At 73.3% G+C, this 16,119-nt stretch carries 10 protein-coding genes; 3 read left to right on the top strand and 7 right to left on the bottom strand.

Translation table 11 applies throughout. The features are described 5' to 3' along the window. The 5 genes from BU204_RS34180 to BU204_RS34160 form a co-directional block, all read right to left on the bottom strand. The coding region (locus BU204_RS34180) for a hypothetical protein (RefSeq protein WP_408608073.1) at nucleotides 1-552 on the bottom strand (552 nt) is incomplete at its 3' end. Beyond that, nucleotides 549-3,002, bottom strand: coding sequence for a glycosyltransferase (locus tag BU204_RS34175; RefSeq protein ID WP_075129949.1), 2,454 nt, complete (start codon nucleotides 3,000-3,002; stop codon nucleotides 549-551). The genes BU204_RS34175 and BU204_RS34180, both read right to left, overlap by 4 nt. Further along, nucleotides 2,999-4,261 carry a nucleotide sugar dehydrogenase gene (locus tag BU204_RS34170; protein ID WP_075129948.1) on the bottom strand — a complete coding sequence of 421 codons (1,263 nt, stop codon included), beginning with the start codon at nucleotides 4,259-4,261 and terminating at the stop codon, nucleotides 2,999-3,001. Before BU204_RS34170 ends, BU204_RS34175 begins: the two co-directional genes overlap by 4 nt. Then, nucleotides 4,258-5,214 carry an NAD-dependent epimerase/dehydratase family protein gene (locus tag BU204_RS34165; RefSeq protein ID WP_075129947.1) on the bottom strand — a complete coding sequence of 319 codons (957 nt, stop codon included), beginning with the start codon at nucleotides 5,212-5,214 and terminating at the stop codon, nucleotides 4,258-4,260. Before BU204_RS34165 ends, BU204_RS34170 begins: the two co-directional genes overlap by 4 nt. After that, nucleotides 5,211-7,028: a polysaccharide biosynthesis protein gene (locus tag BU204_RS34160; protein WP_143229939.1), complete on the bottom strand. Its 1,818-nt coding sequence runs from the start codon at nucleotides 7,026-7,028 to the stop codon at nucleotides 5,211-5,213. The genes BU204_RS34165 and BU204_RS34160 overlap by 4 nt, the downstream gene beginning before the upstream one ends. A 514-nt stretch (nucleotides 7,029-7,542) precedes the next feature. Between BU204_RS34160 and BU204_RS34155 the strand changes: the two genes are divergently transcribed. From BU204_RS34155 to BU204_RS34145, 3 genes are all read left to right on the top strand, one after another. Next, nucleotides 7,543-9,138 (top strand): polysaccharide biosynthesis tyrosine autokinase, encoded by a 1,596-nt coding sequence (locus BU204_RS34155; protein ID WP_075129945.1) that lies wholly within the window; start codon nucleotides 7,543-7,545, stop codon nucleotides 9,136-9,138. Continuing rightward, entirely contained in the window at nucleotides 9,135-10,301 is a 1,167-nt protein-coding gene (locus tag BU204_RS34150) for an LCP family protein (protein ID WP_233160936.1), read from the top strand. Before BU204_RS34155 ends, BU204_RS34150 begins: the two co-directional genes overlap by 4 nt. A gap of 83 nt (nucleotides 10,302-10,384) precedes the next feature. Further along, nucleotides 10,385-11,053, top strand: coding sequence for an arsenate reductase/protein-tyrosine-phosphatase family protein (locus tag BU204_RS34145; protein ID WP_075129944.1), 669 nt, complete (start codon nucleotides 10,385-10,387; stop codon nucleotides 11,051-11,053). Between the two features lie 9 nt (nucleotides 11,054-11,062). Here BU204_RS34145 and BU204_RS34140 read toward each other — a convergent pair whose 3' ends face one another. Both BU204_RS34140 and BU204_RS34135 read right to left on the bottom strand, forming a co-directional pair. After that, a complete protein-coding gene (locus BU204_RS34140) occupies nucleotides 11,063-12,181 on the bottom strand; it encodes a chymotrypsin family serine protease (RefSeq protein WP_075129943.1) in 1,119 nt (372 codons plus the stop codon). Between the two features lie 190 nt (nucleotides 12,182-12,371). Then, a complete protein-coding gene (locus tag BU204_RS34135; protein ID WP_075129953.1) occupies nucleotides 12,372-16,025 on the bottom strand; it encodes a CARDB domain-containing protein in 3,654 nt (1,217 codons plus the stop codon). Nucleotides 16,026-16,119 lie beyond the last annotated feature (94 nt).

Below are 16,119 nucleotides of genomic sequence, written 5' to 3'. Positions count from 1 at the left end.
GGCGCCGAGCAGCGCGGCCGCGCGGTCGGTGACCGTCGCCGCGGCCGTCAGCGCGAGGAGCCCGCCGCCCGCGCAGGCCGCCGTCCAGGTCCCGCCGCGGCGGAAGGCCCCGTCGGCGTACCAGGCCTCGCCGGCCTGGGCCATGACCACCTGCACCGCGGTGAACCCGCCGACCGCGGCGAGGAACGCGGGGGCCGACAGGGCGGGGCCGAGCAGGGGTGCCGACCCGGCGCACGCCAGGACCGCGAGCCCCGCCGCCCAGACCGAGCCGGCCGCGGTGCACCAGGCGTACCCACCCAGGAACCGGCGCCGCGCGGCCGAGGTCGCGGGGAGGATCGACCGCAGCGCCGAGCCGGAGCCCAGGCCGCCGAGCAGGGCGCAGACCCCGCCGATGCTGGCTCCCAGGACCATCTCGCCGCGCCCGGCCGCTCCGAGCGCGAGCGTGGCCACGACCGCCGCGGCCGCGTTCGCGGCGACCTGGACGAGGGTGGCCGAGGCAAGCAGCGATACCTCGGCCCGGCGGGGCGGCGCGGGCCCGGCGACGGTGGTCACGGCCGCGCCCCCGGGACCTCGTGCAGCCACTCCGCGAACCGCGCCTCGAGCCCTCCCAGCTCGTAGCGCCCGGCGACGCGGAGGTTGCGGGCGGACTGCTCGGTCCAGAGCGCGGGGTCCTCCAGCAGCGTGCGCAGGCCGTCGGCGAGCGCCCGGTGGTCGTCCGGGGGGACGAGGAAGCGCGGGTCGAGCAGCTCCGGCACGCCGCCGACCGCGGTGCCGATGGCGGGCAGCGCCCGGGCCATCGCCTCGACGAGAGCACGGGGCAACCCCTCGGTGCGCGACGGCAGCGCGAACAGGCTGGCCCGGTCCAGCAGCTCGACCAGCCGGGCGCGGTCGTGCAGCGGTCCGGTGAACCGCACCCGCTCGCCGAGGCCGAGCGCGTCGGCGAGCGCGACCAGCTCGGTGTGCCGGCGCCCGCCCCCCACCAGCACACCGTTGACGGCCAAGCCCTGGTCGGCGAGCCGGCGCAGGGCGCGCAGCAGCACGTCGTGGCCCTTGTAGTGCTGCTCCTGGCTGCCCACGGTGACCACCAGGGCGGGACCGGGCCGCCACACCCTGGACTGGGTGCGGAAGGCCGGCGCGGCCAGCCGCACGTTGGGCACGCTGGCGGTCGGCACCCCGGGGGCGGGCGGGTACCGACCCTGCAGGGCCTGCTCGGTGACGTACTGGACCGCGGCGGCCCGCCGTACCGCGGCCCGCATGACGCGGTGGACCAGGGCGGCCGCCCGTCGCCCCGTCGAGCCGAGCACCCCCGCGGCGAGCACCTGCTCAGGGTCGCCGACCACCTCGGCGGCGTACCGTCGTCGAGCCAGGGTGGCGGCGAGCGCGCCGAGCAGCCCCACCGCGCCGGGCAGCCGGAGCACGAGCACCTCGGCCGTGAGCACCGCCCGGCACACGCCCGGGAGCAGCCGCGGCAGCACCCGCAGCAGACCGGCCGGGCCGAGGTAGTACGGCAGCGCCAGGACCTCGACCCCCGGCGGCAGCGGGTGGACCGCACTCCCCGGCCGGGTACGCGCCCTGGCGACGATCCGCAGCCGCCCGCCACCGGCGAGGTACCGCGTCCAGGCGTCCGCGCCGAGCGCCGGCTCCTCCGCGGCCCACCGCCCGGCCGCGTCCCGCCCCAGCCGCGCCTCGGTGAGCACCGTGACGACCCGCGGGCCAGGCCCGGGTTCCGGTCGGGCCGAGGGCTCGGCGTCCCGGAGCGCGGGCTCGCCGTCCCACACCGATGCCGCGCGCTCGCCCTCCGGCGCCCCTGGGTCTGCTGCCGCGGCCCCACCGTCCCAGACCGACGGCTCGCGGTTCCGGGCGACCGACTCCACGATGTCGGCCACCGACTCGGCGGCGCTGGCGGCGTCGAAGTGGGCGCAGACCCTGGCCCTGGCCGCCTCGCCGCGCGCGGCGAGGCGGCCGTGGCGGTGTTCGTCGTGGGCTTGGGCCAGGGCCTGGGCCAGGGCGGCGCTGTCGCCGGCCGTGACGACCCAGCCGCAGTCGGGGCCGACGGTCTCGGGCAGCGCCGCGGCGTCGGTGACGATGCTGGGCAGGCCCATCGCGCCCGCTTCGAGGGCGGCGCCGTGGTTGTCCGACAGGGACGGGGAGACGCTCAGGTCCGCTGCCGCGTAGTACGGCCGCACGTCGGGGACCGAGTCGAGCCAGGTGACGCCGTGGCGGTCGGGGTGGTACCGCTCGACGAGCTCCCGGCGGTAGCGCTCCCCCGCCTCGTCGAAGCCACCGCCGACCAGCAGCAGGCGGCTGCCGGGGTGCCGCCGCTCGAACGTCAGCCACGCCGTCAGCAGCTCGGCGTGGCCCTTGATTCCCCGCCCCCGGTGCACGAGCCGCTTGGGCGCGTACACATAGGACACCATCACCACCAGCAGCTCCCCCGGGGCGACGCCGAGCCCGGTCCGGACCCGCTGCCGGGTCTCCCGGTCGTCGACGGGACGGAACCGGGTGGTGTCCACACCGTAGGGAACGGCACGCGCGGGGCGGCCGAGCTCCCGGTAGCGCTGTGCGGTGAAGGCACTGCCGCCGATCGTCACCGTGTCCAACCTCGCCAGGAGCCGCTCGGCCGACCGCACGAGCGGCGAGTCGAGGTAGAGCGGCCCGGCGACCATGTGCACCCTCGGCACCCCCCAGCCCGCGCTCGCCAGCCGGGTCGCCAGCGCCGAGGCGTAGAGGTGGTAGAGCAGCACATCGGGCCCGAGCGCGCGGAGCTGACGGCGGAACCGGACCAGCGCGGCCGCGGTGGACGGACGCGGCCGCAGCGCGAAGTCGGTCGCGCTGTCCACGACCGGCACGCCGCGCTCGCCGAGCGCGCGCCGGACCGGGCCGTCACCCGCCGGCAGCACGGCGACCACCCGGTGCCCGCGGGTCAGCAGCGCCTCGACCTGCGGCACGACCCAGGGCGCACAGCGGCTGGTCTTGAGCACCAGCACGACCGTCGCCCTCACAGGTGCTCCACGTGTCGGGCGGTAAGCCGGTGGCGGGTGTCCAGCACCAGTCCCGCGGCTCGCTCGACGAGCCCGTAGTCCAGGTCGTCGTGGTCGGTGAGCAGGACGACCGCGTCGGCGAGCCGCAGGCCGTCCTCGGTCAGCTCCACCGTCTTCACCCCCGGTGGGCACCGGTGGGGCTCCACATGGGAGTCGACAACCTCGACGACGGCACCCATCTCGGTGAGCAGCTCCACCACCCGGTGCGCCGGTGACTCGCGCACGTCACCGGTGTTGCGCTTGTAGGCCAGCCCGAGCGCCAGGATGCGACTGTCCGAGACGGCCTTGTGCCGACGGTTCAACGCACCGCTCACCCGCTGCACCACGTAGTCCGGCATGTGGTCGTTGACGTCGTTCGCCAGCTCCACGAACCGGAAGCTGCGCCGCAGCTGGTGGCGGACCTGCCAGGACAGATAGGTGGGGTCGATCGGCAGGCAGTGGCCGCCGACACCGGGTCCGGGGGTGAAGCGCAGGTAGCCGAACGGTTTCGTGGACGCGGCGTCGATGGCCTCCCACACGTCGACGCCCAGCTCCCTCGCGAACATCGCGATCTCGTTGACCAGCGCGATGTTCACGTGCCGGAACGTGTTCTCCAGCAACTTCGCGAGCTCCGCCTCCTTGGGCGTCGCGACCGGCACAGTGCTGTCCACCAACCGCCCGTAGAGCGCGCGCACCACGTCCAGTGACGCCGCGTCGATCCCGGAGACGATCTTGGGGGTGTTCACGAACGTCCACTCCGGATTTCCCGGGTCGATCCGTTCCGGGCTGTACCCGACGGCGAAGTCACGTCCGGCGACCAACCCGCTGCCGGCCTCGAGCAACGGGACGAGCAGCTCCTCGGTCGTTCCCGGGTAGGTCGTCGACTCGAGCACGACCGTGGCACCCGGTCTCAGGTGCCGGGCGAGCCCGACCGCGGCCGCCTCGATGAACGTCAGGTCGGGTCGGCACTCGGTCAGCGGCGTCGGCACCGTGACGATCGCCGCGTCGAAGCCGGCGACCTCGGCGTAGTTTCCGGTCGCACGGTAGCGCCCGGAGGCAAGCGCGGCGCCGAGCCGGGCAGGGGTCACGTCCTCTACATAGGACCGACCAGCGCGCAGGGCGGAGACCCGCCACTCGTCGAGGTCCAGGCCGAGCACGGAGAAGCCCACGTCGACCGCCCGCATCGCGATCGGCAGTCCCACGTAGCCCTGGCCGACCACCACCAACCGCTCGACGGTCACCGTGGCCGCCCGGCACCAGTCAGCGCGGTCTCCCCGAGCGAGTCCATCCACTCGATCGTCTGCCGCAGACCCGCCACGAACGGCACCGGTTCGACGGTCGGGAACAGCCGGCGGATCGAGTCGCCCGCGGCCCGGGAATGGCGGACGTCGCCCGGTCTCGCCGGTTCCTCGATCACCCCGAGCGGCCGTCCCAGCAGGTCCCCGATCATCGCCACCAGGTCGTTTACCGAGGTCTGGGTGCCGAAGGCCAGGTTCACCGGGCGGTCGGCGGCGACCCGCCGCTCCACGCTCTCGACCAACACCGCCACGACGGTGTCCACGAACGTGAAGTCCCGGCTCTGTTCGCCGTCGCCGTGCACGGGGACCGGCTCCCCCCGCAGCGCCGCGCGGACGAACCTCGGGACCACCGCCGCGTAGGCGTGGTCGGCGCGCTGCAGCGGGCCGAACACGTTGAACAGCCGCAGTGCCAGGGCATCCAACCCGAAGCAGGCGCGGTGGGCCAGCGTGTAGGACTCGGCGGCCAGCTTGCTCGCCGCATACGGGCTCGCCGGCATGCAGACCAGGTCCTCCGAGCGCGGCAGCGTGGGGTTGGACCCGTAGACCGAGCTCGACGAGGCGACGACGACGTGGGCGCCCACGGTGCGCGCGGCCTCCAGGACGCACATCGTCCCGGTGGCGTTCGCCTCGTGGCTGCGCCGCGGGTTCTCCAGCGAGCGGGTCACCGCCGGGACCGCCGCCAGGTGAACGACGGAGTCCGCGCCCCGGCAGGCCGAGGCCAGTACCGCGGCGTCCAGTACCGAGCCGACCCGCAGGTCGAGCTCCAAACCATCCACATTGGACGGCAGGCTTGTACTGAGGTCGTCGATGGCGACCACGTCGTGGCCCCGCTCGAGCAACACCCGGCAGAGGTTCGCGCCGATGAACCCGGCCCCGCCCGTAACCGTGATTCTCATAGAGCCTTCCCCAGTTCCGGGGCCGACACCGGCCCCTGTTCACCGACAGCTCCGCACATCGCCGCTGTCTCCCCGTCCCGCAGTGCCATCTCCGCGAGCAGCGCGGGGTCCAGCGGTGGCACGGTGATGTGGGAGATGGCCGGGTGCAGTGGGCGGTCGCCCCACTCCCCGCTTCCGAACAGTTCCTCGTGCAGCTTCTCCCCCGGCCTCAGGCCCGTGTAGACGATCGGTGTGGACTGGCCGGCGAGCTGCATGAGCTGGTTCGCCACGTCCTCGATGCGGACCGGTGCGCCCATGTCCAGCACGAGCGCCTCACCCGAGCGCCCGATGGCCGCCGCATGCAGGACGAGGCGCACGGCCTCCGGGATCGTCATGAAGTACCGGGTCGCGTCGGGGTCGGTCACCGTGATCGGCCCACCCCTTGCCAGCTGCTCGGCGAAGGTCACCAGCATCGATCCCCGGCTGCCGAGGACGTTGCCGAACCGCACCGAGATGAACCGGCCGTCCGACCGGGTGCCGGCATGGGCCACCAGCCGCTCGCCGACCCGTTTGGACCTGCCGAGGACGCTGGTGGGGTTGGCCGCCTTGTCCGTCGAGATGTTGACGAACGCGGCGACGTCGACGGCGACCGCGGCGTCGAGGACGTTCAGCGTGCCGAGGACGTTGGTCTTCCACGCCTCCAGCGGGAAGCGTTCGAGCGTCGGCACGTGCTTGAGCGCGGCGGCGTGGAACACCAGGTCCGGCCGGCAGGCGACCATCGCTCTGCGCACCGAGTCCGGGTCGCGGATGTCGGCGAGGATGACGTCGGGTGAGTCCAGCAACGCGCTGCCGTGCACCGACAGCCGCACCGAGTGCAGCGCCGACTCGTCATGGTCGAGCATGAACAGCTCGGCGGGGCCGAACCGGTCGAGCTGGCGGCACAGCTCCGACCCGATCGAGCCGCCCGCACCGGTCACCAGCACCCGCCGCCCGGCGAGCACCTCGCCCGCGACGGCCGTGCCCGTGTCGACCTCTCGGCGCCCGAGCAGGTCGGCCGGGTCGAGCGCGGGCACCCGGTCCAGGCCCAGCCTCGGCCGGAAGACCTCGCACAGCGGCGGGGTGAGCGTGACGGCGACGCCCCGCTCCCGGGCCACGCACGAGACCTCCCGGAGCAACCCCGCACCCGCGCCCTGCACCGCGACCATCACGGTGTCGGCACCCGTAACCGAGAGCAGCGCGCCGAGCTCCCGGCGGGTGCCGCGGACCGGGACCCCGCAGACCCGGACACCCCGCTTCTCCGGGTTGTCGTCGACCAGGGCGACCGGGAGGTAGCCGCTCGCCGGGTCACCGAGCATCGCCCGCACGATGCGCTCCCCCCTGGCTCCGGCACCGACGACGACCACCCGGCGCGCGGTCCGCTTGTCCGGCCGGCAGCGCCGTGCCCGGTACCGGCAGCGCGCCATCCGCACGGTCCAGCACAGGACGAGGGTGAGCAGCGTCGCGATGAGCGGCACCGACCGCGGCAGGAACGGCGCCGGCGCGACCAGGTCCGCCGCGAGCAGCAGCCCGCCGGCGCCCAGCACCACCGCGGCCAGCTGGACCGACTCCTCCAGGCTGCCCATGGCGTCCCGGCCGCTGTACAACCGGCCGACCCAACCCCCCAACCATTGTCCTGTCAGGACGACCAGCAGCGCGACCGACAGACTGGTCGCGTCCACGTGGGACAGATCGAGCTCGAACCGCACCCAGCTCGCCGTGGGCAGGGCGACAGCCCAGGCCGCCCCGTCCATGGCCGCTGTTGCGAGCGCGTGCTGACGGCGGCTCCTGCCTGGCATGGCCGAGGATCCCTTCGAAACGAGCCGGTGACCCCGCGCGTGCACCGACCGTGCTCGCGGGTTGAGGACGTGCCCTAGTCCGAATCATGACCGGGGCGACCGCGAGCGCAAGCCGTGACGGGCGAGGCGTCACGGCGGCGCGACATGCCGTTCCGGCCGGACCTTCGCCGTATTGCCCGGTTATCGCCACGAGGAGACCCCCACGGCGGGCCGGTAGCCGGCTACCGACGTCCCGGCGAATCCATCCAAACGGGCGAACCCGCTCCCCGGCGTCGCGGTTCTCGCCGCCGTGGCGTCGGTGACAGTGCGCCGGCCTGCGGGCGGTTCGGCGTCCGTTCGTCCCAAACAGACTGTCCGTCCCGATCGAGTGGTCCCCCGACATGCCGTCCCAGCCGGGGAGTTCGCGTGTTTCTCCGGTGGGACTTCACCCAATCGTGCGATCAGTACCCGCCAGGCGCTGTTGCGGTGGGGGTCGGTCGTCCGAATCATGTGTACGGCCGAACGGAGGGCGCCGGTGACGTTGTCGGGATTTCTACAGGTGCTGCGCGAGCGCTGGCGGCTCGTGCTTGCCGGCCTGCTGCTCGGACTGGGGCTCGCCACCGTCGTCACCTGGAGCGTGACCCCGGTCTACGCCTCGACCGTGGTGATGTTCGTGTCCGCCCAGGAACAGCAGGACGACGCCACCGGTGCCTACCAGGGCAGCCTGATGTCGCAGCAGAAGGTGAAGTCCTATGCGCAGCTGCTCACGAGTGGACGGTTGCGCGCGGACGTCGCCGAGCGCACCGGGTCCACCATCGCCGCCGACGCCATCACCGCGTCGAGCAAGCCGGACACGGTGCTGCTGAGCGCGACGGTCACCGACCCGTCGCCGAGCCGGGCAAGGGAGCTCGCCGACGCCGTCGGGGAGACGTTCCCCTCGCTGGTCGCGGAGCTGGAGCGGCCGGCCGGCGACGCGGCGCCGAGCATCGCCGTGCGGGTCGTCGAGCCGGCCGGCCTCCCGGTCGCTCCCGTGTACCCGCAACCGTGGGTGAACCTGACCATCGGCGGTCTGCTCGGCCTCGTCGGCGGACTGGTCGCGGCGCTCGTGCGCAACGCGGTGGACAACTCGGTGAAGTCGGTCCAGGTCATGGAGGAGCTCACCGGGGCACCGGCGCTGGGCACGGTGGCCTACTCGGCCGAGACCGCCGCGCGACCGCTGATCGTCCACGAGCCCGCCGGCGCCCCCCGCGCCGAGTCCTACCGGCAGATCCGCACCAACCTGCAGTTCGTGGACGTGGACCACCCGCCCAAGGTCGTCGCCTTCACCAGCTCGCTACCGGCCGAGGGCAAGACGACGACGGTGTGCAACCTGGCCATCGCCCTCGCCCAGGCCGGCAAGCGGGTGGCGGTGGTCGACGCCGACCTCCGCCGGCCGCGGATCGCGGAGAACCTCGGCCTCGAGGGCGCGGCCGGGCTCACCAGCGTGCTGATCGGCCGGGCCACCCTCGACCAGGTCCTCCAGCCCTGGGGGATGGCCGGGGTGAGCGTGCTGACCAGCGGGCCGGTGCCACCCAACCCGAGTGAGCTGCTCGCCTCCCAGCACATGGCGGAGCTGCTCGACGAGCTGTCCCGCCGGTTCGACTTCGTGCTGCTGGACACCCCGCCGCTGCTGCCGGTCACCGACGCGGCCCTGCTCGCCAGCCGCTACGACGGAGCGCTGCTGATCGTGCGGCACGGCCGGACCTCGAGGGCGCAGGTGCGGGCGGCGATGGCGGCGCTCAACGTCGTGTCGGCCAAGGTGCTCGGCGCGGTGCTCACGATGACCCCGCGGGCCGGCGGCGGACGCAGCTACGGCTACTACCACTACGCCTACCGGTCCCGGGCCGAGCAGGAGGAGCAGGTGTCGACGCTGCGGCAGCTGCGGCGCCTGCTGCGCCTGCGGACAAGCGCCCTGCACCGGTCCGGGAGCGCCGAGCGCCGGTCCGCGAGCGGCGCGGAGCACCGCCGGGCGGCTACCGAGCGCCGGCGGGTGAGCACCGCCGAGGCCACCACCCCGATCCGCCGGGTCCGGTCGCGGGAGCCGGCCCACACCGGCGGGGCGGCCGACCCGACCGAGGGCGTGCCGCGGTGAGCTGGCGGCGGGCCGGGCGACCCACGCGCGAGACGCGCTCGGGAGCCCGCTCGGACCGGCATGCCGAGGAGCTGATGGCCTCCCTCGCCGACGCTCCCGGGGAGACCTCCGGCACCCACCCGGACGACCGGGGAGACGACCGGCTGGCCCCGTCCCGGCGCGCACGGCGGGCTCGGCGGGTCCTGCTGGTGGCGGTGGGGATGCTGGGGGCGCTCGTGCTGCTCGCCGCCGGCGGTCTCTACGTGCTCAGCGACCGCCTGGCCGGGAACGTCGAGCGCATCCCGGCGGTGTTCGCCCCGCTCGACCCGCGCGAGCGCCCGCCGAAGCCGGCCGGGCTCGCCGGCCGGGCGACCACGTTCCTGCTGGCGGGCACGGACTCCCTGGCGCCCGAGCCGAGTACCGGGTCCGGCCCGGGAGCGCGGCGCAGCGACGTGCTCATGCTGGTCCGGGTGAACGCGGCCCGTACCGAGGCGGTCGTCGTGTCGATCCCGCGCGACAGCTGGGTGGAGATCCCGGGCCACGGCATGGCCAAGATCAACGCCGCCTACGCCTACGGGGGCCCGAGCCTCGCGATCCGCACGGTAGAGGCGCTCACCCAGGTCCGCGTCGACCACTTCGCGACAGTCGACTTCGCCGGGTTCGAGGCAGTCGTGGACGCGGTGGGCGGTATCGACGTGGCGGTCGCCCAGGACACCGCCTTCGGCGACATCCCCTTCCACGCGGGGGTCAACCACCTGGACGGGCGGCGGGCGCTGGCCTACGTCCGGCAGCGCGAGGGTCTGCCGCGCGGCGACCTCGACCGGGTGCTGCGCCAGCAGAGCGCGCTGCGGGCACTGCTGGCCAGGGCCGGGTCGGCCGAGCTGCTCAGCGAGCCGATGCGCCTGTTCGACCTGCTGGACGCGGTGTCCGGCTGGGTGGCGGTGGACGACACGCTGAGCAATGGCGACCTGCGCTCGCTCGCCCTCGACCTGCGCCACCTACGCGGGCCGAACGTCACGTTCCTGACCGCGCCGGTGACCCGCACCGGCCGGGCCGGCGACCAGTCCGTCGTCTACCTCGACGAGCAGCGCGGCACCCGGCTGTGGCAAGCACTCGACCACGACCGAATCCCGTCCTACCTCGCCGACAACGCCGCCGACCTGCTGGACGGCAGCCCCCCATGAGACACCTCCTGTCCACCTCCCCAACCCCCGCCTCAGGGGAACGTGACGCAACCCGGCCACAAGTACGTGCCGCAACCGCACCCGTGCATCCCACGGCGACCGACAGGGAGAAATCCGGGGAGGCGGGCAGCGCGGCACTGTTCGACATCCTGTTCGTCTGCACGGGCAACGTCTGCCGGTCGGCGTTCGCCGAGCTGCTCACCCGTCGGCTGCTCGACCGGGCGCTTCCCCCGGCGACCGCGGCCAGGGTGTCGGTGGCCAGCGCCGGGTGCGCGGCGCTGACCGGGGCCGGGGTGCACCCGCTGACCAGGGCCGAGCTCGCCGTCCGGGGGGTCCCCGGTGCCCGGGTGAACGCGCACGTGGCACGCCAGGTCGACGAGCGGATGCTGGCCGGCGCGGACGTGGTGTTGACCGCGGAACGCCGGCACCGCGCCCACGTCGTCGAGCTGTACCCGGAGGCCCTCGGCCGGACCTTCTGCCTCCGCGAGCTGCACCGCCTCCTGTCCGGTGTGGACCTCCGGGTGCGCGAGGACCCGGTCGCCCGCCTGCATGCCGCGGTGGCCACCGCCGCCGGTCGCCGGGGCATGATCCCGCCGGTGTCCGCCGAGCAGGACGCGGTCCCGGACCCGTTCGGCCGCCCCGCCGAGGCACACCGGCAGGCCGCGGCGCTGATCGGCGACCTGCTGGCCGACCTGGTGACCGACCTGGTGACCGACCTGGTCGTCCCGGCCACCGAGGACGCCACCCGGTGACCGGCGGACTCACAGCGGGATGTAGACCCCGAAGTCCCGGTTGGCCGTGCGGAAGTCCTGGAAGCCGATGCGGGCACCGGCGACCCGGGTCGTCGTGCCCTTGGCGATCACGCCGCCGCCGGAGGCCGGACCGTAGACCGGGCCGCCGCTGTCACCTGGCCGGGCCGCCTGCTGGCCGTTCATCTGCTCGCCCTCCACCAGGTCCTCGCGGTCGGCGTAGAAGAACAGCACCTTGATGTTGCAGACCGGGCCGCCGGTCTCCCTGGCGCTCGTGACACCCGACTGGCACAGGTACTCCCCGACGTAGACGTCACCCCAGCCGCGCACGGTCTCCAGGCTGTTGCTGTCGCCGCCGCCGACGTACTGCTGGTTCACCACGTTCCCGGTGGGGACCAGCATGATGTCGTGGTCGCCGTGCTTGCTGCCGGCGTTGCCGATGAACTCGCCGGTCGGGTCGGTCACGCGCACGCCGGGGTTGCCGCAGTGGCCGGCGGTGAGCAGGAAGCGTTGGTTGGCCCCGTTGCGCACCGCGAACCCGGACGTGCAGGCCGCATTGCCCAGCACGATCGTCGCACCGCCCTTCCACGGCGGCGCGTCGTTCTGCCGGGACACGGGTGCCAACGGCTCCTCGACCACGACGCGCACCGGAACGTCGACAGCCGGCGCGACGGCCCGGGCGGCGGCGGCCGAGGTGGTGCCGAGCACGAGACCGCTCCCGTCGGCCGGGATCTTGATCGCGTGCACCGGTGAGGCGGGTCCGCGAGCGGCGGCGAGGCCGCGGGCGGCCGCTCGCAGCTCGGCCTCCGAGTGCGCCGCCGGCTCGATCTCCACGGCAGCGCGGGTGCGGGCCCGGTCGACCGCGTCCAGCACCCGCGCCGGGACCGCGCCCTTCCACCACAGGTCCACGTGGTCCTCGGCGAGCGAGATCCCGGCGAAGCCGGGGTGGGCACCGCGGCGCACCTCGGCCTGGATCACGTCGGCCGCGCGGACGAGCGGTTGCTGGGCGAGCATCCGTTCCCAGTCGCTCGTTTCCGCTCCCGCGGGTACCGCCCCGGCTCCGGTGGTGACCACCGTGGACACCGCCACCGCGGCGGACAGGATCGCCAGAACTCGCCGTGTTGCCCTCATCGGCCCAACTCCTTGTGCCAGCAGGGAATCGAACCTCCAGTGTATGGTCTGGACCACAAGGTGGTCCAGACCACAAGGAGCGGGAGCGGCGGAGCGGGCACCGTCTGGACTGAGGAGCGCCCGCAGGCGCGCCAGCGCCGAGGACGTGAGGAGGGAAGACGGTGACTCAGCGCAGTCGCGGAAGCGACCATCAAGTACCGTTGATCACGAAGCTCGAGCCTGGCTCGATCACGATGTCTTCCGTCGCCGAGTTGGTGATCGTGACGTTGGTCAGCGTCGCGCTGCCGCGGGCACCGTTCTGGGCGAGGATTCCCGCTCCGTTGTTGGAGTCGTCGATTCGCACGTTGGTGATCGCGACCCCTGGCACGCTCCCGCCGCCCGACTTGAACTGGATCCCGTCGTAGGTGGAGTCGACGATCTCGGTGTCCGACAGCGTCACGCCGGGGATGTCCCTGGTCTGCGGGAAGAACGTGACCGCGCCGAACTTCTGCTGCTCGCCCCAGAAGGCGCCGCCGCAGCGGTACAGGCCGTTGTTGACGATCAGCGTCCGCCCGGAGAACGGCAGCGGGTCGTGGTCGGTGGCCAGCATGATGCCCGGGTAGTTCATCGTGTCGAAGACCAGGTTGTTCTCGATCCGGTTGCCGTACCCGCCGTAGATCGCGATGCCGTTGGCGCGCCACGGGAGCTGGATCGTGTTGTTGACGAACTGGTTGTCGTGCGCGATGTCGACCGCGGGGTCGCGGACGTACCGGTTGGCCCAGACGGCGAGTGAGTCGTCACCGGTGTTGCGGAACGAGGAGTTGAACACCCGCGAGTTCCTGCTCCCGTTGGTGAGGTTGATGCCGTCGGCGTAGGTGTTGCGGATCCGCATGCCGGTGAACTCCAGCCCGTCCGCCGGACCCCACAGCGCCGGGATGTTGTCGTAGTCCCGGCCGACCCAGACGCCGACGTTGGCGTGCTCGATCCATACGTTGGTGATCCTGGTCCCGGTGCCGAACCGGCCGTTGAGCCCGACTCCGCCCTCGGCCCCGCCGCCGCCCCGGATCCGGCCGGAGCCGAAGATCGCGATGTCGGAGATCTGGGTGTTGCGGTCGATGTCGAACCCGAAGTTGCCCTCGTGCGGGTGGTTGATCCCGCCGGCGTTCTGTGGCTCGGTCAGCGTGAACAGCTGGGAGTGCCACATGCCGGCACCGCGGATCGTGACGTCACGGATGCCGATCTGGTTGTACTGCCCCTGGTTGTCCGGGTCGTCGGTGAGGATCTTCTGCTCCTGACGCCACCGTCCCTGCGGGATCCAGACGCAGCCGATGACCCCGTTCTGGTCGTCGGTAACGGCCCGTTGGATGGCAGTGGTGTCGTCGCCGTTGTCGTCGGGAACCGCGCCGTACTGGGTGATCGAGGTGCAGCCGGGCGGCTGGGACGAGGGCGGGGCGACCTGCTCGAGGTCGACCAGGTCCAGTACGTAGAAGGCCGCGGTGTCGCTCGCGTCGCGCTGGAGCCGGAACCGGGTGCCGGCCGGGTAGGACCGGGCCAGCAGGGCGGAGGACTCGTCGAACAGCCGGCGGGCGTCGGCCTGCGGGGTGTTGGTCAGCCCCTCGGGGTCGTCGGTGTTGCCGTAGAGCCAGCTGTGCCGGGAGGAGAGGGTCAGCTTCCGGTCGAAGATGCCGTTGACGTAGAGGCTGATCGTCGCGTCGATGCCGCCGCCGCCCGGGGCGTCGGGGATCGAGTTGCGGACCACGATCGAGTTGGCCGCCGCGGTGGAGGTGAACTCGACGTACTGGCCGGTGCCGGTCAGGCGCACCGAGCGCCGGCCGGAGGACTCGCTGGCGAAGTTGGTGTGGCCGAACGGGCGCAGCGGGTCGGCCTCGAGCAGCGTTCCCTGGTACTGCCCGGACTCCGCCTCGTACTCGACGTAGGGCAGCGCCGCGCCGCGGCCGACCACGATCGTGCGGGAGAACGCGTTGTTGCCCTCGTTGGTCTCGGCGACGGCGCCGGTGGCGTCGGCGGTCGCGGTGATCGAGGCGCCGCCGGTGGTCGCGGTCCAGGTGCCGCGGACCGCGACCGACGTCGTCGCGCCCGCGGCGACCGCCGGGGTGTCGGTGTCGAGCGTCGTCCCGCCGACCGAGAGCCGGGTGACGGTCGCGCCCGCCGTACTCGTGCCGCGGTTGTGCACCGCGACGGTGAACGAGACCCGTTCGCCGACGGCCGGGGTGGGCGGACTCGCGGTGACGGCGGTGACCAGCAGGTCCGGTCCGGGTGCGGGCGCGACGACGAGCGGCTCCGGCGCGGTGTGGGTGTTGTTGGCGTTGTCCTGCTCCACCACGGCGTCGGTCGGGTCGACGGTCGCGGAGAGGGGGTAGCTGCCCGCGGGCCGCGTCCCGGCCTCCAGCGAGACGGTCGCCGAGGCGCCGGCCGCCAGCGCACCGACTGGCGCGCTGCCCACGACTCCGCCGCCGAGGGTGAAGGCCACCGTGGTCGCGGCCGAGGGCGCGCTACCGGTGTTGCGGACGGTGGCGGACAGGGTGATCCGGCTGGTCTCGTTCGGGGCCGCCGGCGTCCAGGCCGCCGAGCTCACGACCAGGTCGGGGTTGGGCGCCGGCGTGCCGAACACCCGCAGCTCGCCGACCTGCCCGCCAGGGGCGCCGGAGTTGGCGAAGAACTGCAGCCGAAGGTCGGCGACTCGGCCCTGGACCGGGATCGACACCGAGTTCTGCTCGACCGACGGCGTGAAGGCGTAGTCGGCCCTGGCCACGAGCGAGGTGAAGCCGGTCGCGGACTGCTCACGGCCGAGCACCTGGATGCTCTGCGTGCGCGGGCCCCAGACCGGGTCGGGGTTGAGCGCGACGACGACCGAGCTGAGGTCGGTGTTCGCGCCGAGCCGCACGGTCAGCGTCGAGGGGTGCCCGCCTGCCTCCCAGTAGGTGGCGACGTTGTTGTCGTTGGCGTTGGTCGCGACGAAGTTGTGGACGGTCGAGGACGCCTCGATCGGCTTGCCGGCCGCCAGGTTCGGCCCGGCCGAACCTGAACCCGGCCGGGTGACCGTGTTGCTGGGCGGCGACTCGTTGCCCGCGGCGTCTCTCGCACGCACCACATAGGACACCGTCGCGGTGGCGGGCGGGGTGTCGAGGTGGGTGAGGACCGTGCCGCCCAGCGTCGCGACGAGCACACCGTCGCGGTACACGAGGTAGGCGGTCACACCGACGTCGTCGCCGGCGGCGGTCCAGGCCAGCCGCACCTGGCCGGCGGCGGGCTGGGCGAGGCTCAGGTTGCCGGGCGCGGTCGGCGCCTGGACGTCTCCGCCGGGGTCGCTGCCATGCACCTCGAACTCGGCGAGCTGCGCGGCCGGCCAGCCGGTGTTGGCGGTGACGGTCAGCCGAACGTAGCGGACACTCGTGCCGGGCAGCGTGACCGTGACGGTGTTCTCGCTCGCGGGGTCGAAGGCGTAGCGGGTCGAGGCGGCGAGCGTGCCGAACGAGGTCCCGTTGGTGCTGCCGCCGACGGTCAGTGTCTGGGCACGGGCCTCCCAGTGGGCCGGCAGCCGCAGCACCAGCCGGCTCACCCCGGTCGCGGAGCCGAGGTCGGCCTGGATCCACTGGGAGAACGCGTTGTTCGCGCTCTCCCAGTAGGAGCCCCGATTGCCGTCGCCCGCGTTGGCGACGGGGTAGCCGGACACCGCGCTGCTCGCCGAGAGAGTGCGGTCGAGCAGGACACCTGCCGCCGCCTCGCTGTCCTGGCGGGGCTCGGCCGCGACCTGGGCGGCTGGGGCGGGAAGCCCGGGAACGAGCAGACCCGCGACGAGGAGGACTCCGGCGACCAACCGCCGACCGAGCTGGTTCTGTTTCATGCTGCCCTCGCTCCAGAGCGCCATCAGGAAATTTCGCAGCTGAGTAAATTTCTTGCAGAGCTTGAGTTAGAAGGTTGCACACAGTCGTCCCATC

Origin of the sequence: Actinophytocola xanthii, assembly GCF_001921205.1 — a bacterium.
Lineage (GTDB): Bacteria > Actinomycetota > Actinomycetes > Mycobacteriales > Pseudonocardiaceae > Actinophytocola > Actinophytocola xanthii.
The sequence above is the reverse complement of the archived record's forward strand: the minus strand, read 5'-3'. Positions and strand labels throughout refer to the sequence as shown.

Excerpts from the sequence above, each read along its gene's own strand:
- BU204_RS34135 (WP_075129953.1), bottom strand. The coding sequence starts at position 16,025 with ATGAAACAGAACCAGCTCGGTCGGCGGTTGGTCGCCGGAGTCCTCCTC.
- BU204_RS34165 (WP_075129947.1), bottom strand. The coding sequence starts at position 5,214 with ATGAGAATCACGGTTACGGGCGGGGCCGGGTTCATCGGCGCGAACCTC.
- BU204_RS34140 (WP_075129943.1), bottom strand. The coding sequence starts at position 12,181 with ATGAGGGCAACACGGCGAGTTCTGGCGATCCTGTCCGCCGCGGTGGCG.
- BU204_RS34160 (WP_143229939.1), bottom strand. The coding sequence starts at position 7,028 with ATGCCAGGCAGGAGCCGCCGTCAGCACGCGCTCGCAACAGCGGCCATG.